The organism is Lujinxingia sediminis (assembly GCF_004005565.1).
Taxonomy (GTDB): Bacteria; Myxococcota_A; Bradymonadia; order Bradymonadales; family Bradymonadaceae; genus Lujinxingia; species Lujinxingia sediminis.
Map to the genome: position 1 here is coordinate 15801 of NZ_SADD01000017.1, position 25432 is coordinate 41232.

16 protein-coding genes are annotated in these 25432 nt (G+C 65.2%); 12 read left to right on the forward strand and 4 right to left on the reverse strand.

The features are described from left to right. Nucleotides 1-177 precede the first annotated feature (177 nt). The gene (locus EA187_RS18500; protein WP_127781229.1) at nt 178-1746 is read right to left on the reverse strand and encodes a hypothetical protein; all 1569 of its coding nucleotides are present in this window, start codon (nt 1744-1746) and stop codon (nt 178-180) included. Nucleotides 1747-1995: 249 nt separating this feature from the next. Here EA187_RS18500 and EA187_RS18505 point away from each other — a divergent pair, with 249 nt between their 5' ends. Beyond that, on the forward strand, nt 1996-4305 hold the full coding sequence (locus tag EA187_RS18505) for an LTA synthase family protein (RefSeq protein ID WP_127781230.1): 2310 nt from the start codon (nt 1996-1998) through the stop codon (nt 4303-4305). Between the two features lie 97 nt (nt 4306-4402). After that, nucleotides 4403-6172 (forward strand): hypothetical protein, encoded by a 1770-nt coding sequence (locus tag EA187_RS18510; protein ID WP_127781231.1) that lies wholly within the window; start codon nt 4403-4405, stop codon nt 6170-6172. A gap of 372 nt (nt 6173-6544) precedes the next feature. Here the strand turns inward: EA187_RS18510 and nth are convergent, their stop codons facing one another. Both nth and EA187_RS18520 read right to left on the reverse strand, forming a co-directional pair. Next, nucleotides 6545-7198, reverse strand: a complete 654-nt coding sequence (gene nth / locus EA187_RS18515; protein ID WP_206524422.1) for an endonuclease III — start codon at nt 7196-7198, stop codon at nt 6545-6547. Further along, on the reverse strand, nt 7195-7740 hold the full coding sequence (locus EA187_RS18520) for a hypothetical protein (protein ID WP_127781232.1): 546 nt from the start codon (nt 7738-7740) through the stop codon (nt 7195-7197). The genes nth and EA187_RS18520 overlap by 4 nt, the downstream gene beginning before the upstream one ends. Nucleotides 7741-7930: 190 nt before the next feature. Between EA187_RS18520 and fumC the strand changes: the two genes are divergently transcribed. The 6 genes from fumC (at nt 7931) to EA187_RS18550 (ending at nt 15562) form a co-directional block, all read left to right on the forward strand. Continuing rightward, the gene (gene fumC, locus EA187_RS18525; protein WP_127781233.1) at nt 7931-9328 is read left to right on the forward strand and encodes a class II fumarate hydratase; all 1398 of its coding nucleotides are present in this window, start codon (nt 7931-7933) and stop codon (nt 9326-9328) included. A gap of 4 nt (nt 9329-9332) precedes the next feature. After that, nucleotides 9333-9932, forward strand: a complete 600-nt coding sequence (aat, locus tag EA187_RS18530) for a leucyl/phenylalanyl-tRNA--protein transferase (protein WP_115608080.1) — start codon at nt 9333-9335, stop codon at nt 9930-9932. 246 nt (nt 9933-10178) lie between these two features. Beyond that, nucleotides 10179-10802, forward strand: a complete 624-nt coding sequence (locus EA187_RS18535) for a macro domain-containing protein (protein ID WP_115608082.1) — start codon at nt 10179-10181, stop codon at nt 10800-10802. Nucleotides 10803-10837: 35 nt separating this feature from the next. Further along, on the forward strand, nt 10838-11719 hold the full coding sequence (mvk, locus tag EA187_RS18540) for a mevalonate kinase (protein WP_164856400.1): 882 nt from the start codon (nt 10838-10840) through the stop codon (nt 11717-11719). An 8-nt stretch (nt 11720-11727) separates the two neighbouring features. Then, nucleotides 11728-12768 carry a diphosphomevalonate decarboxylase gene (gene mvaD / locus EA187_RS18545; RefSeq protein WP_206524423.1) on the forward strand — a complete coding sequence of 347 codons (1041 nt, stop codon included), beginning with the start codon at nt 11728-11730 and terminating at the stop codon, nt 12766-12768. A 175-nt stretch (nt 12769-12943) separates the two neighbouring features. Beyond that, entirely contained in the window at nt 12944-15562 is a 2619-nt protein-coding gene (locus EA187_RS18550; protein WP_127781234.1) for an ATP-dependent Clp protease ATP-binding subunit, read from the forward strand. Here the strand turns inward: EA187_RS18550 and EA187_RS18555 are convergent. Further along, nucleotides 15559-16728, reverse strand: coding sequence for a serine/threonine-protein kinase (locus EA187_RS18555; protein WP_127781235.1), 1170 nt, complete (start codon nt 16726-16728; stop codon nt 15559-15561). The two genes, EA187_RS18550 and EA187_RS18555, sit on opposite strands and share 4 nt — an antisense overlap. A 210-nt stretch (nt 16729-16938) precedes the next feature. On the opposite strand from EA187_RS18555, the gene EA187_RS18560 reads away from it, so the two are divergent. The 4 genes from EA187_RS18560 (at nt 16939) to EA187_RS18575 (ending at nt 25324) form a co-directional block, all read left to right on the forward strand. Continuing rightward, complete coding sequence (locus EA187_RS18560; protein WP_127781236.1) at nt 16939-18195, forward strand: hypothetical protein; 1257 nt, start codon at nt 16939-16941, stop codon at nt 18193-18195. Nucleotides 18196-18201: 6 nt separating this feature from the next. Beyond that, complete coding sequence (locus tag EA187_RS18565; RefSeq protein WP_127781237.1) at nt 18202-20208, forward strand: serine/threonine-protein kinase; 2007 nt, start codon at nt 18202-18204, stop codon at nt 20206-20208. A gap of 144 nt (nt 20209-20352) precedes the next feature. Continuing rightward, nucleotides 20353-23133 (forward strand): hypothetical protein, encoded by a 2781-nt coding sequence (locus EA187_RS18570; protein WP_127781238.1) that lies wholly within the window; start codon nt 20353-20355, stop codon nt 23131-23133. Between the two features lie 4 nt (nt 23134-23137). Further along, the gene (locus EA187_RS18575; protein WP_127781239.1) at nt 23138-25324 is read left to right on the forward strand and encodes an Ig-like domain-containing protein; all 2187 of its coding nucleotides are present in this window, start codon (nt 23138-23140) and stop codon (nt 25322-25324) included. Nucleotides 25325-25432 lie beyond the last annotated feature (108 nt).

A 25432-nucleotide genomic window follows, 5' to 3' on the forward strand; every position in this document is an offset into this window, starting at 1 on the left:
CCAAAAAGAATTCAGTGAACATCAAAGATTCAAACCCTCGGTCCCCACGACCGACGCGGTGCGTGACTCCACCCGCTCGGAGTCACCTGTGCGTTGCGATGGGAGGACCCTAGAAAGGGGTGGAGAGCAAACGCAAATGTTCTGTTTGCGGGGCAACACCGGGTGGCGATTGAGGCTTCAGCGTCGGGAGTCCATCCCTGCATCGCGCCAGCCCTCGACCAGACGGATGAAGCTATCCTGTTTGGCCGGGCTCACCCCGGGCTCGACCTGCCCCAGTCCCCACACCCCGCCCAGCACCAGCATCAGCACGAGTCCGAGCCCTCCGAGCGCCTGCGTAAGCCCGCGCGGCACAAGCCAGCGCGTGGTGGCCCACGCCAGGAGCGCCAGCACCCCGACCACCAGCGGGAGCAGGGTCCACGGGGAGGCGGACCCCAGCCCGAGCGAGAGCGCGTTTTCGCTGACGTAGCCCGCGCCCAGCAGGGGAAGCACGATGTCGGGCAAGGGGTTCGTAAAATAGGGCGGCAGCTCGGGCATCGTCGCCGCCCCGAGCTGGGTGTACACCACGCCCCAGACGATGAGGCCCAGCGCCAGCAGCGCGGCCCAGAAATGGCGCCGGCAGCCCTCCAGGCCCACGGCGGCCAGCACCGCCCAGGCCCCCAGCGAGGGCACCAGCAGGCGCGGGCCAAAGCCCCAGCCCGCAAACCACATATTGGCGCTGGAGACGACCGCCAGATAGGCCAGCACCACCGCGCTGAGCAGCAGGCTGAGTGCCGGTCGACGCTGATAGAGCAGGTATGCCCCCGGGATCGCCAGCAGCACCCAGGGCGACGAGGGCAAAAGCCCCCGATGCATGCTCAACACAATGCCCTCAAAGTACTCCCACTTCGGGAGCGTCACCCCGCCCACGCCCTGCGTGTGCAAATCGCTGAGATGGTCGTTGACCAGGTGGTGGTACGAGAGTTCCAGGGGGCCCCCGAAGGCCGCGTTATTGTAGGCGAGCAGGAGCAGAAGCGGGCCGAGCGCCCCCAATCCAAACCCCACCCACACCGGCCAGCGTCTTAAGCCCGGCTCCAACACCACGTAGGCGGCCAGCAGCACGCAGGCCACGCCCGCCTGAAACTCGATGAGCCCCGCCACCCCGGCGGCCAGCCCCGCACCGAAGGCGGCCAGCACCCCACCTCGGAGCTCCGATACACCGCCTGCGACCCGCTCTCGCGCACGCTCCAGCTGCCAGAGCGCCACCAGCAGCGCCACCGCCACGGCGTGATGGCCAAAAAACGCCCCCGAGTAGTGAAACGCCGCGCTCCCCAGCATCCACGCCACCGTGGCCAGCTCAATGCTCCCTTCGGAGACCTGCAAACGCTTTAAGATGCCCCGCAACGCCACCATCCCCAGCGCCGCCAGGGGCAGCATCACGCCCAGGCGAAAGAGCATCAAAAGCGACTCGAACGCCCACTCCCCCGCCCCGAAGAGCATCGCGATCGCGTACACCGGCAACGCCAGAAAACTCAGCCCGGGAGCCTTGTCGGTGTAGTAGTGCCCCTCAAACGCCGCCAGATCAAAGACGCGCCCAAAGCGCTCCATGGGCACGTCGATGGCCAGGGTGCCTTCATGCAGCATGGCCCAGGTCAGGTAGATGCGCGTGCGCTCGTTGGGCGCGCTGACGTCGAGGAAGAGCCAGGAGAAGCCCACGCAGAAGAGCGTTATCGCCAGTGTCGCCCTCCAGCGCGACCAGATCCTGTGCATCTCACCTCCTCGGGGTAACGCGATCGAGAGCGCGAGAGGCTAGAGTGTGTGGTAGAGCAATGCAAGGGACCTGCGGCGCCCCGCACCTTGCGGCTCAAGCCTTCCCCTCGCCGCGCCCTCCGCCGGAAATACCTGCAACGTCCCCCGACATCCTCCTCTGCGGCAGCCCTATCCCTCCCCCCCTTTCTGCCGCGGCTTTTTCCCCTTCCCTTCCTTCGCTCTCCCCCTCCCCCACCCGCGACTCCTTCCATGCTCGACCTTCTGCGCCACCGTAGCCTGGCCGCTCAGCGCCGCTTTTTGATCCTCCATGCCCTGCCCCTGATGCTCTTGCTGCTGGGGCTCAAGAGCGCACGCGTACTCAAACGCGCGCACATCGAGGGCGTTCTCGGCGCGCTGGATCTCTTTAAATCCGAGCTGCTCTTCGGGCTGGGGTTTGCGCTGGCAGGCGTCTCTCTGCTGGGGTTTCTCCGCTCGTCTCGCGCGCGCACGATCACACACGTTGCGCTGGGCGGGGTCGCCGCGCTGGTCGCCGGGGTCGAGATCGTCGCGCACCATTTTTACATCTCGACCGGCTCCACCCTGGATGCCTCCCTCCTGATGTTCTCGCTGAAAAACTTCGAGGAGACCTGGAACGTGATCTCCAGCGAGGTGCCCTGGTGGACTCTGGGCGCGCTGATCGTAGCGGTGGTCTTCTTTCTAACAGGGCCCCTGCTGCTGCAACGCCGTGACTCGCCGGACCCCCTCGCTGACACAAGACCCTGGTCGGGGGCGATGCTGGCGGGTTCGGTCTGTATGCTGGCACTGGCCTGCACGCCTCCGCTGGCCGAGCCCTACGCGCCCTTTGCGCGGGCTTCGGTGGTGAACCTGGGGATGAGCGCGCTGGATCGAGGCGGGGACCAGGACGTCACGATTGTTGCGCGCCCCGACCTCTCAAAAGCCTCGCTCGTTGCGTCGACCGAAACCCACGGGGCTCGACCGAAACACGTCGCGCTGATCGTGCTCGAGTCGACCCGCGCCCGCTCGCTCTCGGTCTACAACCCGGAGCTCGACACCACTCCCTTTCTCGCCGCGTTGGCCGAGAAGAGTCTGGTGGCCGAGCGGGCCCACGCCGTCGTGCCGCATACCTCCAAGGCGCTGGTGGCCACGCTCTGCGGCATCGAGCCGCGGCTCAACATGCCTATCACCGAGTCCTACCCGGGCGCGCTTCCGGCGCGCTGCCTGGCCGATCTGCTTCGCCAGCGAGGCTTTGCGACGGCATTCTTCCAGTCGGCCACCGAACATTTTGAGGGGCGACGCCAGCTCATCGACAACATGGGCTATGAGCACTTTTTGCCGGTCGACGAGATGCGCACCCGCGGCTTTGAGAAGGCCAATTATTTTGGCTACGAGGACGACATCATGCTCGAGCCCGGCCGCACCTGGCTGAGCGAGCAAAAGAAGCGCCCCACCTTTTTGACCTACCTCACCCTGACCCCGCACCACGACTACCTGGCCCCGGAGCGCTACGGGCATCACGATTTTGACCCGGATGAGGAGCTCAACGACTACCACAACACCATCCGCTACGTGGACCACTTCGTGGCCAACGTCATGGCGCAGTACAAGGAGCTGGGGTTCTATGAGGACACCCTCTTTGTGATCGTCGGCGACCATGGCGAGGGCTTTGGTGAGCACGGACGTCGCCAGCACGACAACGTGATTTACCAGGAGGGGCTGCATATCCCGATGATGCTCTACAGCCCCGCGCTTCCCGACCTGGCTGGCCGCGTTGAGCCCCCGGTCAGCCAGATCGATCTTTTGCCCACCATCGCCTCCCTTCTGGGCTACGCGCTCGATACGGATTACCCGGGCGTTGATCTGCGGGAGGCCCCCGAAGAGCGCTCCATCTTCTCGCATTGCTGGTACGAGCGCCGCTGCATGGCCAGCATCCGCGGCGACGATAAGTACATCCACCACTTTGATACGCAGCCCGACGAGCGTTTTGACCTGGGCGCCGACCCACTGGAGACGAGCTCGGCGCTGGCGCGTCATGACGACAACGCCGCCCGGGAGCGGGAGCTGCACACGTGGCGCGCCTCGGTGAACGCCTGGCACGCACAGCACAGCCTGCAGCTGCTCGATGGCAAGATCCTCGATGCGATGCCGCCCGTAGAGCATGAGGTCAACGTCACCCTCGGGGACTTTGCACGCATCCGCGGCTACTCCCTCTCCACCGACGCGCTGCGTCCGGGAAGCAAAGCGACGATCACCTACGTCTTTGAGGCCTTGAAGCCCATTCCCGAGGGCTGGCTGCTCTTTGTGCACGGCAACGGGCCGCATAAAACCAAAAACCTGGACCACGTCCCGGTCAACGGACTCCATCCCTTGCACCGCTGGAAGCCCGGGGAGTTTATTGTCGACGAGCAGACCTTCCACGTGCCGCGGGACTGGCGCCCTGGCGAATTCAAGCTGCGCATCGGCATCTACCACAAGGAGAAGGGACGCGTGGAGGTGAGCGGGGACGTGCCGATCACCGACGATCATCGCGCGACCCTTTTTACGATGCCGGTGGAGCGGTGACCGACGCGCCCCCCCCCCCTTGCATCACGACTGTCTCCTTGCTAGCAGAACGCCCGTTCATTCCAGACAATGGCTCCCTCTTTGGAACGAGGCTTTTATGAAGTTCAACATTTGGGCATTGGCGGCGCTCGGCGCCTTGATGATCACCACTGGTTGTGAGGGCGAGGAGCCCGCCCCCGATCCCATTGTGGAACACGGAGAGCTGCGCCTGGAGCGCGTCTTTCCCACGGACACCCACCCCGGCCAGGAGTTTGAGTCCTGTGTCTTTGCCTCGCCAATGCACTACCACGACGGTGCGCAGGACTGGGTGCTGGCGATGACCGGTGAAGGTCAGCTCGCCGCCCACGATGTGGCCACTGGCGAGGTGGCCTGGTCGGTGGAGCTGCCCGCGCCGGAGGGTGAAGGGGTGTTTGCGCTGGCGCAGCCGGCCTGGCTCGATGATTCGCGCCTGGTGGTGGCCTACCACACGGTGCCCGCCGATCATGAAGCGCCCTACGACGCCAACGTGCAGCGCTTAAGCCACCGGGTGGTCGTGGTGGACCTGGCCCAGCGCGCGATCTCCTCGGAGTTTGAACCGCTGACCCTGGAGGCCACGCTCCCGGCCAACGATGACGCCACCCTGAGCTTCAGGCCGGAGCGGGCCCTCAGCCGTGGCGACGTGGTGATTGGCCGCCCGGCCGGCGCCACCCTGGGGCGCGCCTACATCACCCTGGGCAATACCCGCGACATTCAGCCCTGGCACGGCTGGGCCTTTGAGATCGACCTGGACGCCTGGGCCGACCAGGGCGCTGGCGAGGCGATCCACGCGGTGTTCAACACCACGCCCGAGCCCGACGAGAACTGCGGCCCGGAGGGCACCTCCGGCTCGCGCGAACGCCGCTGCGGTGGCGGCCTGTGGGCGCCCACCGGCCCCCTCCTGGTCGAGGAAGAAGGCGGCGGCTACCACCTGATCGTGGGCGCCGGTAACGGCCAGCTCAACCTGGACCGCCAGGACTACGCCAACACCCTCCTTCGCCTGGGCCCCGGACTCAGCTTTGAGCCGATGTGCGACGCCGAGGCCTGCGCCGACTTCAACCCCGACGCTCCCTCCCTCGAATGTGTCGAGAGCTGCCAGGATCTCTTCATCCCGCGCCTGCTCGCAGGCCAGGCCCCGCCGCGCCCCGCCGACGGGCGCTGCACCGACGAGATGACGCTCTTTGAGTGCTGGCAGGAGATGGACTACATCGGCGGCAGCACACCCGCCCGGGTCGAACTTGGCGAGGGGGCGGTGCTGGTCTACCCCACCAAGGATGGCCACGCCTACCTGGTCGACGCCGAGCACATGGGCACGATGCACGATCGCCATAAGCTCGTGGATCTCTGCGGCACCGCCGACGACGCCTGCCGCAAGACCTGGGCGGGAATGGCCGTCACCCAGCCCCTGATCATGACCACCGAGGAGGGGCCGCTCGCGTTGATCCCCACCTTCATGCCCGACAGCACGCACGCCGCCGGCGTGGTGGCACTGGCCATCGTGGACACCGAGGACGGCCCGCGCTTTGAGCGGCGCTGGGAGTTCCCGACATTCGACAAAGCCGAGGCCATCACCCGCTTTCGCGAGCACCCGGGCCGCGTGGTCGCCGCGCCGCTTAAGGAAGGCGGCGAGCCGGTGGCCTGGCTGGTGGAGGTCGGCGATCCCGGGGCGACGGGGCGTTTGATCGCGCTGGACCCGCTCACCGGCGAAGCCCTCTTCGACGCCGACCTGGCCGGCCGTGGCCAGCGCTACACCTGGCCCTTGCGCGTTGATGACCGCATCTTTGTCTCGTCCTGCCCGAGCGACCGGGCGGCCAGCCGCCTGGAAGGCTACCAGCTGGTGCCCGTCGACTAACTCCGTCGACTAACCCCGGCGAGCAAGCGCGCGCCGCGCTACCCGCTACAAAGAAACCTCGCCAGGCCTGTGCCTGGCGAGGTTTTTTGCTCGTGGGTCGGGCGCTCCGACCGCCGCCTGGTTCCGGCGAGTGACTTTGAAGTGACGAACACCCCATCAACGCCTTCATCCCCCCTTCGTCACGTCAACGAACCCCCTCTCAAGCTCGTAAGCCCCCCTTCGTCAACGCGACGAATACCCCCTTATGGGTAAATTTTGAGCGACTGCGATTCGACGAACACCCCCTTATGGGCAATTTCGACGGTGCTGTGACGTGACGAACGCCTCCCGCACGTGTTCAGGTCCCCTTCGTCGAGACACGCCGGCTTTAGCTCAGAGCTCCCCGGCCTCGATCTGCCGGCAGATCACACACGTCTCCAGGTCGTGGCCGCGGGCCGGGCAGTACTCGCGGCCGTAGAAGATGATCTGGAGATGGCGAGCGTTCCAGGTGGACTCGTCAAAAAGCTCGCGCAGGTCGTCTTCGGTCTGGCGGACGTTTTTGGCTTTGCTTAAGCCCCAGCGCTCGGCCAGGCGGTGGATGTGGGTGTCGACGGGAAAGGAGGGCACGTCGAACCACTGCGAGAGCACGACCTGGGCGGTTTTTCGGCCGACGCCCGGGAGTTTGGTGAGCTCTTTGAGCGTGCCGGGCACCTCGCCATCGAACTCATCGACCAGCATATGCGAGAGCGCGTGCACGTTTTTGGCTTTGGTGGGGGCGAGCCCGCAGGAGCGGATGGTGTGCTGGATTTTATCGACGGGCTGGCGGGCCATGTCATGGGGGTTGTCGGCCAGCGCGAAGAGGTCGGGAGTGACCATGTTGACGCGTTTGTCGGTGCACTGCGCCGAGAGAAGCACGGCGACGAGCAGCGTGTAGGCGTCTTTATGGTCCAGGGGCACGGGCGTGGTGGGGTAGAGCTCGTCGAGGATCTGGCCGATGGTCTCGGCGCGGGCTTTTTTTGCCTTCTTAGTGCGCAACGTCTTCGTCACTTCTTGACCTCAATGCATCGAAACAAACGCTCGCCAGGGGGGCCGAGCGCGGCCTGGCCGGCTTCAACGCCGGCCGAGGCGCGGTAGATACCAATCAGGGCAGGGATATAGGCCAGAAGCGCCAGGGGCAAGAAGAGCGCGCAGTTGAGCGTGGCCATCAGCACAAAGGCGTAACACAGAAGGTAGATCGCGCCGGCGGCTTTGGCGTGGTGCAGACTAAAGGGATTGTCGCGCAGCACGAGGGGCACGAGAAAAAAGGGCACACCAAAGAGCACCGAGCAGTAGCTGAGCACGGCCAGGCCCGCGCCCTTTTCGCGATCGAAGTAGAGAAAACGCCGGGGGCGGCGGCGCTCCTCGTCGGTGCGGTGGGGCGACCTGGCGTCGAGGGTGGCGGAGGGAAGCGGCCGGAGCTCGGTGTGGCGCAGCGGGCGCTCTTGAAGTTCGACCAGGAGGCGGCGCATCGCCTCGTCTGCGGGGTCAAGGGTCTGGGAGGTGGGGGTCTTGCCCCTGCTCCCCCGGTCCTTAACTGCGTCATCGCTCATAGGTGTCCCCGTGCGCTGGCCTCAGAGCACATTATGGCCACGCGGGCCACGGTGACCACCGCCGCGGAGGTTTGGGCCGATGGACCTGGCGCGCATCTCACGGCTTGAGTTTGACGCGCTGACCCTCATAATGCAGGCGCCAAAACGACCGATGTATGCCTCAACACGCTCAACCAAAAAGGATCAAAAGATGTCGACTCGCACCGAATACGACTCGATGGGCGCGGTGGAAGTGCCCTCCGACGCCTACTGGGGCGCGCAGACCCAGCGCTCCATCCAGAACTTCAAGATCGGCGGCCACCGCATGCCCCGGCCCATGATCAAGGCGTTAGGGATGGTCAAGCACGCCACCGCCGAGGCCAACTGCGGCCTGGGGATTCTGAGCGACGATAAGAAGAAAGCGATTCAGGCCGCCGCTCAGGAGGTCATCGACGGAAAGCTCGATGAGCATTTCCCGCTGGTGGTCTGGCAGACCGGAAGCGGCACGCAGACCAACATGAATACCAACGAGGTCATCGCGAACCGCGCCATCGAGATGCTCGGCGGCGAACTGGGCTCCAAGAGCCCGATTCACCCCAACGACGATGTGAACAAGAGCCAGTCGACCAACGACAGCTTTCCCACGGCCAGCGCCGTGGCGATCGTCGACCAGTTTGAGAGCGCGCTCCTTCCGGCGCTGGCGCACCTGCGCGACGCGCTCGACGCCAAAGCCGCCGCGTTTGCCGACATCGTGAAGGTGGGACGCACCCACCTGATGGACGCCACGCCGCTGACCCTGGGTCAGGAGTTTTCGGGCTACTCGGCGCAGCTGACCTACGCCGAGCGCGCCGTCCGCCAGTCGCTGGAGCTTCTGGTGGAGCTGGCCATCGGCGGCACCGCGGTGGGAAGCGGCCTGAACACGGTCGAGGGTTACGATAAGGCGGTCTGCGACGCGCTGGCCGCCATGAGCGGCTACGACTTCAAGCCGGCGCCCAACAAGTTTGCGCTGCTCGCCGGCAAAGAGGCGATCGTGGAGGCCCACGGCGCGCTCAAGACGCTGGCGACCTCGCTCAACAAGATCGCCAACGACATCCGCTGGATGGGCAGCGGCCCCCGCTGCGGATTTGGCGAGCTGACGCTGCCGAGCAACGAGCCCGGCTCCTCGATCATGCCCGGCAAGGTCAACCCGACCCAGTCCGAGGCGATGACGATGGTCTGCGCGCACGTCTTCGGCAACGACGCGGCCGTGGGCTTTGCGGCGGCCAACGGCAACTTTGAGCTCAACGTCTACAAGCCGATGCTCGTGCATAACGTGCTCGAATCGACGCGCCTGCTCACCGACGCGATGCACTCCTTCACCGACAACTGCGTGGTGGGCATTGAGCCCAACCGCGAGCAGATCGCCGAAGATCTGGAGCGCTGCCTGATGCTGGTGACCGCGCTCAACCCGGTGATCGGCTACGACAAGGCCGCCGAAGTCGCCAAGAAGGCCCACAAAGAGAACACCACGCTGCGCCAGGCCATCACCGAGCTGGGGTATTTGAGCGGCGAGGAGTTCGATAAGGCGATCAACCCCAAAGCGATGACGCATCCGAAGGCGAAGGCGTAACGCTATGGATCTGACGCGCCCCTCCGCACAGCTTTTACTCTCGGCCTACGCCCAGGGGATTTTCCCCATGGCGCATCCCGAGGAGGAGGGGCGCGTCTACTGGTACGCGCCCGATCCGCGGGCGATTTTGCCGCTCGACGGCCTGCGCATCTCCCGGCGTTTTCGGCAAACTCTGCGCAAGAAACCCTATGAGATTCGCTTCAACACGGATTTTGAGGGTGTCATCGAAGCCTGCGCCGAGCCGCGGCCCGACCAGCCGCAGACGTGGATCTCCGAGGGCATTAAGGAGGTCTACACCGAGCTCCACCACCTGGGGTTTGCCCACTCGGTCGAAGCCTGGGAGGGTGAGCGGCTGGTGGGCGGTCTTTATGGCGTGGCGCTGGGCGGGCTTTTTGCCGGCGAGTCGATGTTTCATCGGGCCACCGACGCCTCCAAGATCTGCCTTGTGCATCTGGTGGAGCGGCTCAAGGCGCGGGGGTTTAGCCTGCTCGATGTGCAGTTTCAGACCTCGCACCTGGAGCGCTTCGGGGTGATCGAGATCAGCCGCGAAGCTTATGAAGCGCAGCTTTCGAAGGCGCTTACGCTCGACTGCGCGTTTGCGTGAGCGGAGCGCACGCGTCGACCGGTAGATTGCTTGCCTCTGGCCAGATGCGCTTAGGTTGGCGCCCGTCAATCCCGCACACACGAGCAGCATGGCGTCGGGACTCCCCCTGGCTTGCATCCGGGCCGCCTTGCTGCCCGGGCCTCGATGACCTAGAAAGGGCGTTTGGCCGCCCGCGTCGGTGGGCCAGCCCCACCTCTGAAGAACCCAAGACATTCAACCTGACTGACCCTGTGTAGGACACCTTTTATGGAAGATTCCAAACGCCATCTCATCGTCACCCAGGGTGACATCACGCTGATCTCGATGCCCGAGGGGGCTCTGGTCAACCCGTCGAATACCGGGCTGATCCTCAACAGCGGCGGCAGCAGCGACAACACCGTGAGCAACGCGATCGCGCGCCGCGGCGGTCCTTTTATGCAGCAGACCCTGCATATGACGCGCAGCGGGCTGCGCAACAACCGTCTGGAGCCGGGCCGCGCCGTCGCCACCGAAGCCGGTCAGCTTCCGGTCAAGCGCCTGATTCACGTCTCGATCGTGGGCGCCAAGAAGATCAACGCTCGCCTGATCTCCAATGCGATCCTCAACGCGTACGATTTGGCCGACGAGCTGGAGCTCAAAGCGGTGGCATTTCCGGCGATCGGCTTGCAGATGGGCGGCATTACGCTGGAAGAGTTCATGGACATCTTCTGGCGGATCACCGGCGAGGAGCTCCCGCGTCTCAAACACGTGCGTCAGGTCTACCTCTGCCTCTTCAGTGGCGAGGAGTACGAGGCCGGAAGCGCATACGCCGAGAAGAACGTCGATGAGCTTCCGGAGTCGATCGACCTGGAGATCAGCGAATCGGGCTTTGCGCGCGGGCTCTTTGGTTGATGGGCGAGGCGGCTGAGGGGCGCGGACGAGGCAAGTTGATCCTCTTTGGGGAGCACGCCGTGGTGCACGGCTATGCGGCGGTGGCCTGCGGGCTGCCGCTGGGCGCGGTGGCGTGTGTGCGCCGGGGGCACTCGGAGTCGTTTCGCGTGGATCATCCCGCCGGGAGCTTTGAGGCCGAGGGCAAGGTGCTTGAGGCCGCGCGCGGCATCGTGGCGCGCTTCGGGCTCCGGCTCGAGGAGCTCGACGGCTTTGTGCGTCTGGAAGTCCCGGTGGGCGCGGGGATGGGGAGCTCGGCGGCGCTGGCCGTGGCGCTGGCCCGCGCCGCGCAAAAGCTCTCAGGGCGCGGCGACGCGCAGACCGTCGAGGAGGCGGTGAGCTTTGCCGAGGGTCTTTTTCACGGCAAAGCCTCGGGCATCGATCAGAGCGCGGCGTTGGGTGGCGGGGTGTTTGCGTTTAAGCGCGACGGTGCAGGAGGCCCCCCGACCATCGAGCCTGTGCGCGCGCCGACGCTCCGGCTGGTGGTGGCTCAGGTGGCCCCCTCGGCCTCCACCGCCGAGATGGTGGCGTCGGTGAGTGCGCTGGCCGAGCGGCGCAGCTCGACGGCGGCCATCTTCGAGGCCATCGGGCAGGTTGCCACCGAGGGTCGCCAGGCGCTGGAAGCCGGCGATCTTCAGGCGGTCGGGGAACTTATGAACATCAACCAGGGGTTACTCGCAGCGCTGGGCGTGTCGATCCCTGCGATCGACGAGGCCTGCCGTCTTGCACGCGACGCCGGCGCATCGGGCGTGAAGCTGACCGGCGCCGGAGGTGGCGGTTGTGTCGTGGCGCTGGGCCCCGATGAGGCTACAACCCGGGCGATACAGGAGGGCTGGGAGGTGCGCGGCTGGCCCGTCTACACCTTCACCCTCGAGAGCTAAAGGACACCATGTTTGCCTTTCCCCCTTACAACACCTCGACGCCTCCGATGGAGGCGACGGCCTTTGCCCACCCCAACATCGCGCTGGTGAAGTACTGGGGCAAACGCGACACCGAGCTCAACCTGCCGGTGGCCGGAAGCCTCTCTCTGACCCTGGGGGGCCTCTCCACCACCACACGGGTGCGCTACCGCGAGGATATCAATCGCGACATCGTCATCCTCGACGGCAAAGAGTTGCGTCAGGGCAGCCGCGCCTACCAGCGGGTCGTCGAGTTTGTGCAGCTGGTGCGCAATGAGTCCAACCACGACTATTTTGCCGAGGTGGAGACATCCAACGACTTCCCCACTGCGGCCGGGCTGGCGTCTTCGGCCTCGGGTTTTGCGGCGCTGGCGTTGGCAGCGACGTCGGCCGCCGGGCTGCATCTTCTCGATGAGCAGCTCTCGGCGCTGGCGAGGCGCGGATCGGGCTCGGCAGCGCGCTCGATCTACGGCGGTTTTGCCGAGATGCGCCGCGGCAGCCGCAAAGATGGGCACGACGCTTTTGCGGTGCCCATCGCCGGACCGGAGCATTGGGACCTGCGCTGCGTGGTGGCTGTGACCACCCAGGGTGAGAAAGAGATCAGCTCCACCGAGGGCATGCTGCGCACCCAGGAGAGTTCGCCGCTCTTTAAACCCTGGGCCGACACGGTTGCGGGCGACATTGTAGAGGCCACCGCGGCCATTCAGGCCCGCGACTTCCAGGCGTTGGGACGCGTCGCTGAGCGCTCCTGCCTGGGCATGCATGCGAGCGCGATGGCCGCCGACCCCGGGGTGATCTACTGGAACCCCACCACCCTGGAGCTCATCCACCGGGTGCGGCGTGCGCGGCGCGACGGGTTGCAGGTCTTCTTGACGATCGACGCTGGCCCGCACGTCAAAGTCTTCTGCCCGGCGCGGGAACTCTCGGCGGTGCGCTCGGTGTTGGGGCAAATCGGCGGCGTCACCGACCTGATCGTCGCTCGCCCCGGTGAGGGTGCCGCGCTGGTCGCCACCGAGACGGTTGACGCCTAATGCCGACACGTCTCTGACGTGAATTCAAACCCTTCACGGGGGGGGCCGGCCCCCGGTTGACACCGGCCGGCGGCGAGGGTCAGATTGCCGCCACCCGAACGTGCTTACCTGTTGTGCGCCTCGCTTTTGTGGCGAGCGTGATGGACTGGACGTACCTGTCGCCCCGAGCCTTATGATGCCCCAGAAATTCGACCTGTCTCGCTTCACTCAAAAAGCCCGCAAAGCGCTGGAGCGCGCCCAGGGCCTCGCAAAGACGCTGCGCCATGATCACGTCGAGGTGGAGCATACGCTGCTGGCGATGCTCGAGCAGGACGACTCGGTGGCCACAAGCCTCCTGGAGAATCTGGGCGCCAACCCCAAGGCCCTGGGCCGCAAGCTCATCGATGAGCTGGAGCTCTTGCCCAAAACCTACCGCAACCAGGAGCAGCCCTTTGTGAGCAAAGATCTGCTCGGGGCGCTTCAGGAAGGCGGGGAGCTTGCCAACACCCTGGGCGATCAGTTCACCAGCAGCGAACATCTGCTGATCGCCTTTGCGCGCCGCACGTCGAGCTACGCGGGCAAACAACTTCGTGAGGCCGGAGCCACCGCCGAGAAGTTGGAGGAAGCGGTCAGAAAGGCGCGGGGCGGACAGAAGATCACCAGCGCCGAGGGCCCCGTCTCCGAGATTCTGGGCAAGTACGCCCAGGATATCACCGCGATGGCCGAGCGCGGCGAGCTCGATCCGGTGATCGGACGCGACGCCGAGATCCGGCGTGTGATGCAGGTGCTCACCCGGCGCACCAAAAACAACCCGGTGCTCCTCGGGCACCCCGGCGTGGGCAAAACCTCGATCGTCAACGCCCTGGCCCAGCGTCTGGTCGCCGGCGATGTTCCCACAGGCCTTGCCGGCAAGCGCCTGATGCGCCTGGATCTGGGCGCGCTGGTGGCCGGCACCAGCCTGCGCGGGCAGTTCGAAGAGCGCATCAAGACCGTGGTTCAGGAAGTGGTCAACAGCCGGGGCCGCATCATTCTCTTCATCGACGAGCTCCATCAGCTGGTGGGCGCCGGGGGCAAAGACAGCTCCATGAACGCCTCCAACATGCTCAAGCCCGCCCTGGCTCGCGGCGAACTCAGCTGCATCGGTACCAGCACCGTGGAGGAGTACCGCCAGCATGTGGAGGCCGACGCCGCGCTGGAGCGCCGCTTCCAGTCAATCCACGTGGAGGAGGTCTCCACCGATGGTTGCGTCTCGATCCTGCGGGGCATCAAGCAGGGCTTTGAGATTCACCACGGCGTGCAGATCGACGACAGCGCGCTGGTGGCCGCCGCCCAGATGACGGCGCGTTATGTGCAGGATCGCTACCTGCCCGACAAAGCCATCGACGCCATCGATGAGGCCGCCAGCCGCCTGCGCCTGGAGATCGACAGCAAACCCACCGAACTCGACGCGCTGGAGCGCCGCATGCACGCGCTCGAGATGGAGCGTCAGGCGATCGCCGAGGCTACCAATCCCGAGACGGTCGAGGAGCGCACCGAGCTTGAGAACCGCATCGAGAGCCTGCGCGAAGAGGCCGCGCGCCTGCGCGTGCGCTGGGAGACCGAAAAGGTGGTGCTGGATGAAATCACCACCATCAAAGAGGAGCTTGAGGCCACCGAAAAGACCTCTCAGGAGGCCCAGCGCGCCGGCGAGCTGGGGCGCGCAGCCGAGATCCGCTACAGCGTGCTGCCCAGGCTCAAGCAGAAGCTGGAGGCCGCCCAGGCCCGGATGAGCGAGCTCCATAAAGAAGAGCGGCTGCTCAAAGATTACGTCGACGCCAACGATATCGGCGAGGTGATTGCGGATTGGACCGGCATCCCGGTGAGCAAGATGCTGGAGTCGGAGCGCGAGAAGCTGCTCAACATGCCCGATCGCCTGCGCCAGCGTGTGGTCGGGCAGGACTCGGCGATTGAGACCATCTGCAGCGCCATCTGGCGCTCGCGCGCGGGCCTTCAGGACCGCAACCGCCCCATCGGCAACTTCATGTTCGTGGGCCCCACCGGCGTGGGCAAGACCGAGCTGGCCAAGGCCCTCTCGGAGTTCCTCTTCGACAGCGAAGACGCCATCGTTCGCATCGACATGTCGGAGTACATGGAGCAGTCCAAGGTCAACACGCTCATCGGCTCGGCCCGCGGCTATGTGGGCAGCGAACAGGGCGGCGTGCTCACCGAGGCGGTGCGCCTGAAACCCTACAGCGTGGTCCTCTTCGACGAGGCCGAAAAGGCTCACCCCGACGTCTTCAACCTGCTCTTGCAGCTGATGGATGAGGGGCGCCTGACCGACAGCCAGGGCCGCCGGGTCGACTTCACCAACACCCTGGTGATTCTCACCTCCAACGTGGGCAGCCGCGAGATCATGGATTTGAGCGGCAAGGCCTCGGGCGAGGAGATGACCGACGCGGTGCAGGAGATTCTGCGCGATCACTTCCGCCCGGAGTTTCTCAACCGCCTCGATGCGCCGATCGTCTTCCAGGCCCTCGACAAAGACGCCATCCGCCTGATCGTCGACATTCAGAAGAAGCGTCTTCGCAAGATGCTGGCCGAGCAGCGCATGACCATCGAGGTCAGCGACGCCGCCAAAGACTTTCTGGCCGAAGAGGGCTTTGAGCCCGAGTACGGCGCGCGCCCCCTTAAGCGCGCCATCGGCAACTTCATCCAGGACCCGCTGGCCGTGGAGGTGCTCGAAGGCAAGTTCGTCGCCGGCGACCACGTCGTCGTGGAGGTCGCCGAGGATGGGGAGTCGCTCGTCTTTAAAAAAGGTGAGCGCGACGCCGGTTAAGGCGCACGCAGCGTGAGGTAGGCAAGCGCGGCGACGACCAGCACGATGATCACCGCAACCCGGGGCCACCTCAGCCCGGCGCGGGCTTCCTCAGCGCGCTCTTCTGCACGAACCACCGCAGAGCCCTCGGCTAAAGCCGAGGGCTCGCTTGTTTCTGCGGGCTCCTCGCGCGCCACGCTGATCAGCGGCCCCGACGAGAGGTGGCTCTTGAGCGCGCGATTTTTCTCAGGATTCTCCATCTCCAACCCCAGCCAGGGCGCCGGCAGCATGACCATGCCAAAGCCCTTCTGCTCGCGGGTGGGAAGCTCATCCAGGCTCAAATAACGCCGAAAAATCTCGGCGCGCCCAAAACGTTTCTTGGCCAGGGGTTGCAGCGTACGCGCCAGCAGCAGAGTGATGCCGGGCATCGCCAGCGCCTCAATGCGCTCATACGCCGTGAAGCTCAGCGGGCTCTCCACCCGCGCGCGAGGCTCCTCGCCGCTGAGCAAAAAGCTCATCAGGGCGCCGGCGCCGTAGATGTCAGCTGCGGCGCGCAGCATCGTGCCGGAGGTCTCTTCGCGAACCTCCGGGGCGGTATAGGCCGGGTGGGTATTGAGCTGCCAGGGCTTGAGCTTGACGCCTTTGCTCACCACACAGCCCGGGAGCTGAGCGCGCAGGGTGTCGTCGCCCTGAAGGACAAAACGCCGCGGGTCAAAGTCGCGCCAGTAATAGCCGGCCTGATGCGTGGCCACGAGCAGGTCGCCGAGCTGCGCCATGATCGTAAGCGCGAGTTCCGCGGGCATGCCCTCCGGCCAGCGCGTCTGCACGGCCTCAAAAAGCGTGGGCCCCTCGCAGCGTTCGATCACCAGGAGCGGCTCCCCCGCCCCGCCCGGCCCTTCTTTAATGTCCAGCAGCTCGATCTTACGCGCGACCACCCCGCCCTCGGAGAGCGCGTCGAGGTAGTCGGCCAGGTGGCTGAGCTGCTCACGACGCGTGGCGACGTAGGCCACATCATTAAGGCGAGCCTCATCGTAGCTGAGCGCCAGGCCGAGATGTTCGCGCCCGGCGCCCGCTTCGGCGATGGCGACGATCTGCAGCTCGTCGCGCTCCTCGCGCAGCGCAAGCGCCTGAAAGCCCGTGGGCTGGTCGTGGATGTCGATGAGGGCCGGGGTGTCGTCCATGGTCATGCTCTCGGTGGTGATACGGATCGCCGCGCGAGGCAGCGTCTGATACGGGCGGCGACCATACTCTCCCGCGCGCAGGAGGCAACTGCCATGCGGCGAGGCGTCGCAGGTTGGACGGGATAATGTTCAGGTTGTTGCGCGCCGCCTTGCCTGCTGACTTTTGCGGCTGATACTTTCGTACGCGACGACCACCCAACAACTCGGAGCACATCGATGAGGGCATCTCCCCACGCTCGCCAGCGCCTGGCGGTCCCCCTGATGACGGCCATCTTGAGTGGTGGTGCGGTGCTAAGCGGCACGCCGGAGCTTCGCGCCGAGGAGGAGGTCTGCGGGGGCTGGGAGGTCGGCCACCAGGTCGCCCAGATCAACGATGCGCGCCTGGCCGAATCCTCCGGGCTCGCCGCCGGCTGGCGAAACCCCGAGGTCCTCTGGACCCATAACGACTCCGGCGACCGTGCCCGCCTCTTCGCCCTTACCACATCTCCCTCCGACGAGACCGACGCCTCCCCGATCCTCACCGAACTCACCCTGGAGGGCATCGAAAACGTCGACTGGGAAGATGTGGCGATCGGCCCCTGCGCCGCCGGCAGCGACGCGTCGTGCATCTATGTGGCTGATACTGGAGATAACCTCAAAGAGCGCGAGGAGGTTGTGATCTACAGGTTTGAGGAGCCGCTTCTGGATGATACGCCCCCCACCCGACTCAACCTCAGCGAAGGCATCTCCTCGCAACGCTTCACCTATGAGGGAGGCCCCCGCGATGCGGAAGCCCTGCTCGTCGATCCTCAGAGCGCCGCGATCTTCATCATCGAAAAAGTCGACGAGGCCTCAAGCCGGGTCTTCGAGCTCTCCGGCGCGTTCGAAGATAACGCCGTGATTGAGGCGCAGCCTGTGGCCACATTGACCCTGGCCGAAACCCTCAGCTTTGGCCGCATGGTCACCGCCGCCGATGTGGCGCCTGACGGGCGCTCCTTTTCGCTGCGAACCTACACTCACCTCTACACCTACTGTGCCCCCGGTGGTGCTCTGCGCCAGGCGTTTGAGAGCGAACCTCAACGCCGCTTCGTCACCCCGGGCACCCTTCAGGGTGAGGCCCTGACCTACGCCCGTGATGGCGAATCAATATGGCTCACCAGCGAGCGCCTTCCCGCCCCGCTGCTGCGTGTTTCACGCGCTGATCCATCCCCCCGGCCAGTCCCCGCCGATACAGACACCGCCTCCGATTCGGCTGACCTCTCGGAGGACGCCGGTTCGGACACTGCCGAGAACAATCGCGACGCAGGTGACGACGATGACCTTCGCGACGCGACCGACGCATCGCGTTCGACACGAAGTGAAGGATGTTCGACGCTCGCCAGCGCGCCTTCCTCCGGCTATGTTCCGGGATGGATTCTCGGTCTTGTGATGGTTGCAGGACTGCGCGATATCTTCCGCCGTCTCGCGACACGCACTCCCCTGCCTATGCGATAGTTGCTTATGCGTGACACCCCGGTCATTCCTCCTTCCGAGGATACGCTCACCCAACCCGGCCCGGCGAGTTCCGAGGCCGAGCCGACCCGTGCTCTGGACGCGGATGCGGCGGACCGACTCGTCGAAGCAGGTTCCCAGCCCGAGGTTGGGCTCGATCGTGACAGCGCCCCGAGCGTGGAGGCTGAGCCCTCGACGCGAGCGGGCTCCCTGAGCAAAGGCAGCCTGATTGCCGGGCGCTACCGTCTCGATCGCCCGCTGGGTGACGGGGGCATGGGGCAGGTCTACCGCGCCGAGCACGTGCTGATGCGCAAGACCGTTGCCCTCAAAGTCCTGCACGCCGAGCTCACCGAAAACAAAGAGGTTGTGGCCCGCTTCCAGCGCGAAGCTCAAGCCGCGGCGCTCCTCGACAGCCCCCACGTCTGCCAGGCGACCGATTTTGGCCAGACCGACGATGGCGAGTTCTTCCTGGTCATGGAGTACCTCGAAGGCCAGACCCTGCACGAGGCGATGGCGCTGGGAAAGATGCCCCTGGTGCGCGCCGCGCATATCGCTCGCCAGATCGCCTCTGCGCTCGGCCAGGCCCACGCTCACGGCATCGTGCATCGCGACCTAAAGCCCGAAAACATCATGCTCGTCGATCGCGAGGGCGCCCCGGACTTCGTCAAGATCATGGACTTCGGCATCGCCCGCATCTCCATGGGCGAGGAAGCTGGTGCCGACAAACCCACGCGACTTACCCGTAAGGGCATGGTCTACGGCACGCCGCACTACATGGCCCCCGAGCAAATCGCCGGTGCCGAGGTCGACGCTCGCGCCGATCTCTACGCCCTGGGCGTGGTCTTGTTCGAAATGCTCACCGGCCAGCCCCCCTACGATGACGACAATGTTGCGCGGCTGATGGGCAAACACGTCACGCACCCGATCCCCACCCTACGCGAGCGCTGCCCGGAGGTGGCATTTCCCCAGGCGGCCGAACGCCTCATCGCGCGCCTTCTCGCAAAAGATGCCGACGCCCGCCCGGAGAGCGCTGAGGCACTCATTGAGACGATCGATACGCTCAACGACAGCCCCCTCACCGCGGCCATCGCCCCCATTGCCACAGCGGCGGCCAGCGCCGCTGGCGACTCTCTCAGCTCGCTGGGTCAGCGCGCCATCGACGTCAGCGGCCCCCTGCGTCATCGCGTCATCAAGGCCAGCGAGCCCCTGCGCGAGCGCTGGCGCACCGAAGTTCTCCCCCGCTGGAAGGCCCTCTCCGCGGATGAGCAGCGCCTTGTGCGCGGCCTGGCCATCGGCGCGCTGGTGATGCTCGTCTCCATCCTCGCGCTGACCATCTACGTCGTCAGCGGCGAAAGCCGCGCCCAGCGCCAGACCGAAGCCTCCCGCGAAGCCCTGATGGAAGATCCGCAGGTGCTCGAAGCCATCGCCGCAGCCCGAACCGGCGATCGCAGAGCCCTGGAAGCGCTGCTCCTTCAAAACCCCGATGACGCCGATCTTCGCTACCTGGCCTTGATGGCCGACCTGCATGTCGACCGCGAGGTCGATCTGCTCGAAGAGTCGCGCTCCATCGTAGCCGCCGATGAGCGCTATGCCCACGATCCGGCGCTGGTCGACGAAGTCGTCGCCCGTTTCGCTGCCGGTAGCGACGACGCCGCGACCTGGCTCAGAGATCATCTCACCTCGACGTCTCGCTCGGCCATCGCGCGCGTAGCCAGCCAGGGCGAGCGCGCCTCGCTTCGCCGGCGCGCCCACGCTTTTCTGGAGGAAGCTGACGCCCTGGACGACCTGGAGCGTTGGGAACGCCTGGGCGTCGAGCTGCGCGTGGCCGGAAACTGCGAGGACTACAAAGAAAAGATCGATGCGATCGTCGACCTCGATGACCCTCGCGCTCGCCCCACCCTCCAGGCGATGAGCGACTCTCCTAAAGTCGGTTGCGGATTTCTCAACCGGCGCGATTGCATCGCGTGCGTGCGCGACGACCTTAAACGCGCCTTAGAAGTCCTTCCGGAGCCCTGATCGTTACCCCTTAGTGCCGGTGAGACAGACCCTCGCACATGTAGGACGGTTCACCACCCTCAGTTGCGCCTCGGTCGCCCGCTCGCTAGACTCTGAGCTATTCACACGCTGTTTTCTGACAACGTTCTGACGGGAGCCTGACGCATGGTCACTTCACGCCGTCCCACCCCTGCACTCGCGCTACGGCGATGTCTGGGGCTGTCCCTCCTTCTCGCGACACTGAGCCTGGGCTCGGCGGCCTGCGGCGGCGATGACGTCGCCGACTCCAGCGATTGGAGCACCGATGAGCCTGACGCCGGTGGTGAGGCCGACGCCGACACCGCGCCCGTCGACGAGGAGCGCCCCGACGCCGAGCCCCTCGCGCCTCGCCCCGCATCCATCGTGACGGTGATCGAGGTACCGATGCCGGTGATTGCCGGTCAGCGCTTCGATGTGATGTGCGAATTCCTCGACGAAGCTGGCGATGCCATCGCGTACCCCGAAGGTGAAGCGCCACCTTTTCGTTTCGATCACTCCCCCTCGGGACTCCTCGAAGTTCGCTCCGGCCAGCTGGAAGCGCAACATGTGGGCCAGGCGACCATCGCCTGTGCCTCGCCAGCGCTGGGACTTCGCGATGAGACGCCTCCCTCCATCGAGATCGTCGCCGGTCCGCTCCACACTCTGAGCACCGAGCTCTCCAACTTCCAGGTCACCGCCGGTGACACGGTATCGGCCAGCTGTCGGGGCTTTGATGCGTTTTTTAACCCCGTCGATTTAAGCGGCACCGAGCTCCGCCTGATCTCGGATGTGACCAACAGCGGGGTGACGCTTGAAGGCCTCGATGCCACCATCACCACCGCCGGATTCTACAACTTAAGCTGCTTCGCCGAGGGCGTTGAGAACCTCAACGAGGTCACCCTGGAGGTCGTCCCCGATCTTCCCGCGGAGCTCATCGTCAGCGTGGTTCCCGACCAGCCGGTCTACGGCATCGGGCAAATCATCACGTTGAGCGCCGAAGCGCAGGACCGCTACGGCAACCTCGTCCCTCAGGCGCGCATCACCTACGAGTCGGTTCCGGCCGGCGAATCTTTTGGTGACGGCCGCTTCCGTTTCGACCAGGACGGCGTCTACACCCTGCGCGCTTCCATCGATGAGAACAACGCCACCGAGGCTCCGCTAAGCCGCGAGGTGGAGATCGTCGTCAACCAAAACGGTCCCTCGATCGTCTGCACCGGCCCCGGCGACGGCACGATGATCAATCATGCCCCCAACACGATGCTAACCTTCACGGGCACCGTCGAAGACAGCCTTGGCGTCGAAGAGGTGCTGGTCAACGGGAGCCCCGCCACGCTTGACGATCAGGGCGGCTTCAGCGCTCGCTTCCGCCCCCGATTTGGCATCAATTTTGTCGATGTGGTCGCCCGCGACACCTACGGCGAGGAGAGCGTTCGCACCTGCTCCTTCCTCGCCACCGACACCTACGGCAACCACCTGCTCGCCACCGACGATGTCGTCTCGCTTCGCCTGGCCCAGGACGCGATCGATGATAAGGGGCACACCGCCACCATTCAGAGCCTCAATGACGTGCTGCTGCGCGTGCTCAACAGCGACGGGCTGCTGCAGCAGATTCGCGACGCGGTGGTTAATCCCAATACTCCGATTGGCAGCGCCTCCTGCTACAACATTTATGTCATCGGTGTTGAGTACTACGGCATCAACCTGGGGACCGGGAACCTCTACCGTCACCTCACCGCACTCGATCTCGTCGGCGGCGGTTTAGATATGCAGGCCATCCTCCGCGGTGTGCGCGTTAAACTTCGCGCCAGCCGCAAGTCGGGCTTTAATATCTGTGTCGGCACCTTCGAGCCCGAAGCTGATGTGAGCAGCGTCACTATGAATCTTACCAGCGATCTGGCGCTCAATGGACAGACGCTCAGCGCGGGCCTTCGGGGCAACCCCACAGTCACTTCCGGCAACATTTCGGTCAGCGGCAGCAACTGGTTCTCCAGCGCCGTCTACGGCGCCATCGCCAGCCTGGCCCAGGGTATCATCCGATCGATGATCGAAGACGCCGTCGAGTCCGCGATCGTCGACAACTTCGACAGCCTGCTCGGCGATCTTCTGGGCAACCTGGGCACCGACGCGCTCAGCGGCGGCATCGAGGTGCCTCGCCTCGATGGCACAGGCCAGATCGAGCTCCTCTACGACCTGGGCTTCTCCTCGCTCTCGGTGAACAGCGCGCGCATGCTGCTGGGGATGCGCACCCGGGTGCGTCCGCAGACCACCGCGATTGCCTACCCGACCCTGGGTGTCGCGGTGCCCCCGGGCTCCTACCTTTATGAGCCCTCGGGCGGTCAGAACACCTCGGTGTCGGTGCACCTGATGCTGCTCAACCAGGCCCTGCACGCGCTGTGGCGCGGCGGACTTCTGGAAGCCGATATTGGCGGGGCCCTCTTTGGCGAAGATGCCGAAGGCGCAGCTGTGAGCCTGCGCACCTCGCTGCCTCCGGTGGCCGCACTCAACGCCGACGGTAGCGCCACGTTGATGCTGGGCGGCATGCGCCTGGAGATGGTCTACCCGGGCCTCTTCGATGAGCCCGTCACCCTGAGCCTGGGGGCGACGGCACATACCGAAGTCGCCATGAACAACGGGCAACTGAGCTTCTCCAACATCACCCTCAACGAGTTCCATCTCTCCCCCGACGAGATCTCGCTCAATGAGGGGACCCGCGACATTCTGGAGGGCTTCTTGCGCGGCTTCTTGCAGACGCTCCTTGACGATGCTCTTAACTCGGCGCTGCCGGAGCTCCCGGTGCCCTCCTTTGCCATCTCCCCCTCGCTGGGCGTTTACGGCCTGCCGGTGGGCGGAGAGCTCGGGTTGACCAACCCGGCGCTCGATTCGACCAATCGCCACCTCATCCTTCGCGGCAACTTCGGAGTCCGGTGAACCTATGCGACGACCTCTGAGCACGCTCTTAATCGCCCTGCTCCCGCTCGCGCTGGGGAGCCTTACGCTGACAGCCTGCGGTGCCGATGAAGGCCCCAACACGACCGGTCAAGATACGGACGTGGAAACCGACGCCGGCGATGAACCCGACGTCGAACCCCAACCCGCCGAGTGGGAGGCACCGGCCGAGGTACGTGTCAGCGTTACCCCGACTCGCCAGGCCTACGCGGTCGGCTCGCGCATCACGCCCACGGCCACCGTCTACGACGGCCTCAACCGCCGCATCTCGCCGGCGGTGCGCTGGTTGGTCACCCCGGCCGAGTTCGTCGAGAAAGACGGCGACGAAAATCGCTGGTTTGTACGCCAGGAAGGCCCGGTGACCTTCAAGGCATGTGTCGATCGTGAGGATGGCGAGGCGATCTGCGGTAGCCGGATCACGATGGTCGACGCCGGCCCGCCCACCGTCACGCTGGAGAGCCCGCTTCCCGGCGCGCAGCTTCTGGCAGCCGAGCATCCCACCATCGAGGTCAGCGGTCAGGTCACAGACCCCAACCCCATCGTAAGCGTGCACGTCAACGGACAGGCGATCGAACTGGACGAAGACGGCCATTTCAGCACCACCTTCGAGCCCAGGGTCGGGCTTAATGCCGTCAACGTCACCGCCTTTGACGGTCTTCACGACCGGGAGGGCTACGCCGAGGCCAACTTCATCTGGGCACCGGCCTATCACCCGGCCGACGTCGACGGATCGGTGACCCTGGACGACGGCCTGATCCTTAACCTGGGTCAGAACTTCTTTGATGACAGCCAACCTCTCGAAATCTTGAGCGAGGCTCAGGTCGCAACCGATGATCTGGCAGACATCCTCTACCTGGTGTTGCGCTACCTCGACCTGACCTCTCAGCTTCCCGACCCGGTCGTCGACTCCAGTGCGCTGACGCTGCGCATTCTGGACGTCGCCGTTAACGAGCCCCGGGTTGAGATCGATGTCACCGACGAGGGCCTGCAACTCTTCGCCCAGATCCCCAACCTGGTGGCTACCACAGCCGGCGGCCTGGAGTTCAACGACCAGTCGTTGAGCCTCGATGGCGAGCTCAGCGCCAGCCTGGCCGTCTTCGCCGAGATCAGCGTGGCCAAAACCAGCGCCGAAGCCCCCTTTGAGGTCGAACTGGAGCGCTTCGAGCTCGCCCTCGAACAAGCCACGCCCAACTTCGTCAGCCCCGAGGTCAACGCCGTCTTTGAGCTGGCCAACAGCGCCCTGCGCACAAGCCTCGAATCGATCATCTTAGAGAGCGTCAACCTCTCCTTCATCGATTCACTTCCCGCGCTCCTTCTCGACGTCTTCACCTCGCTGGAGGGCGCCATCTCCGAGCAGAGCTTTGAGCTCGACCTGGGAACAGGCCAGCCTGTCGCGCTGAACTTCAACGGCCAGATCTCCCAGCTGGCTCCGGTCTACCGCGAGGGCCTCGACGGCATCGTCCAGGCACGTCTCTCCACCGGCGTTGCCCCCCTCTTTGCCGAGAGTCCCGGCGTGCCTCTGCTCAGCGCGCCAACTTCGGCGCTCCCCTACTTCCAGAGCTCCCGACTGCAGATCGGTCTGAACACCGCCCTGGTCAACGGCATTTTCCACAGCCTGTGGAACGCGGGGCTACTCACCATGGACATCAGTGAAATGATCCCGGCCCCCTTCAACACGCTGGTCCAGGCCGCCCAGATCGACGGCAAGCTCCCGCCCCTGGTCGCCCCCCCGCAAAACGGCGAGCCCTACGACCTGATGATTTACCTGGGCCAGCTCGAGATCGAGATGACCTGGCCGGACCGCGTCGACCGCTTTGGCGCGCGTATCAAGGTCGGTGCCAACATGGGGCTCAGTGGTGGTGAAATCGGCATCACCCTGGCCGAAGAACCCGACATCCATATGTGGCTCATCAGCTCGACCATGGACGAGCCTCAACTCACCGCCGATATGCTGGAGCAGCTGATGTACGACCAGCTCTGGCCCGAGATTGAAGGCGCCTTTGGCGAGGGCCTCTCCTTTGCGGTGCCTGCGCCGGATCTGGGAGCCCTTGGCGAGTTTTCGCCGGCCCTGGCTGACCTGCAGCTCACCCTGCAGCAGTCTCAGCCCCTGGCCACTCGACAGGGGTTTTTGATGGTGGATGCAACCTTCCGCGGCGAACTCTGGTTGCCTTAACAAAGCCGCAACGCAAGCCCACAACCCCTTGATATCATCCACAAAACACTGACAAGCACCAAAAAATCCGCCCGCGAGCTAGTCTCGCGGGCGGATTTTCATGTCACG

Coding starts and splice junctions, on each gene's coding strand:
- fumC (WP_127781233.1), top strand. CDS start 7,931: ATGTCGACTCGCACCGAATACGACTCGATGGGCGCGGTGGAAGTGCCC.
- EA187_RS18575 (WP_127781239.1), top strand. CDS start 23,138: ATGCGACGACCTCTGAGCACGCTCTTAATCGCCCTGCTCCCGCTCGCG.
- EA187_RS18550 (WP_127781234.1), top strand. CDS start 12,944: ATGCCCCAGAAATTCGACCTGTCTCGCTTCACTCAAAAAGCCCGCAAA.
- EA187_RS18555 (WP_127781235.1), bottom strand. CDS start 16,728: ATGACCATGGACGACACCCCGGCCCTCATCGACATCCACGACCAGCCC.
- EA187_RS18565 (WP_127781237.1), top strand. CDS start 18,202: ATGCGTGACACCCCGGTCATTCCTCCTTCCGAGGATACGCTCACCCAA.
- EA187_RS18510 (WP_127781231.1), top strand. CDS start 4,403: ATGAAGTTCAACATTTGGGCATTGGCGGCGCTCGGCGCCTTGATGATC.
- EA187_RS18520 (WP_127781232.1), bottom strand. CDS start 7,740: ATGAGCGATGACGCAGTTAAGGACCGGGGGAGCAGGGGCAAGACCCCC.
- EA187_RS18500 (WP_127781229.1), bottom strand. CDS start 1,746: ATGCACAGGATCTGGTCGCGCTGGAGGGCGACACTGGCGATAACGCTC.
- aat (WP_115608080.1), top strand. CDS start 9,333: ATGGATCTGACGCGCCCCTCCGCACAGCTTTTACTCTCGGCCTACGCC.
- mvaD (WP_206524423.1), top strand. CDS start 11,728: ATGTTTGCCTTTCCCCCTTACAACACCTCGACGCCTCCGATGGAGGCG.
- EA187_RS18570 (WP_127781238.1), top strand. CDS start 20,353: ATGGTCACTTCACGCCGTCCCACCCCTGCACTCGCGCTACGGCGATGT.
- EA187_RS18535 (WP_115608082.1), top strand. CDS start 10,179: ATGGAAGATTCCAAACGCCATCTCATCGTCACCCAGGGTGACATCACG.
- EA187_RS18560 (WP_127781236.1), top strand. CDS start 16,939: ATGAGGGCATCTCCCCACGCTCGCCAGCGCCTGGCGGTCCCCCTGATG.
- EA187_RS18505 (WP_127781230.1), top strand. CDS start 1,996: ATGCTCGACCTTCTGCGCCACCGTAGCCTGGCCGCTCAGCGCCGCTTT.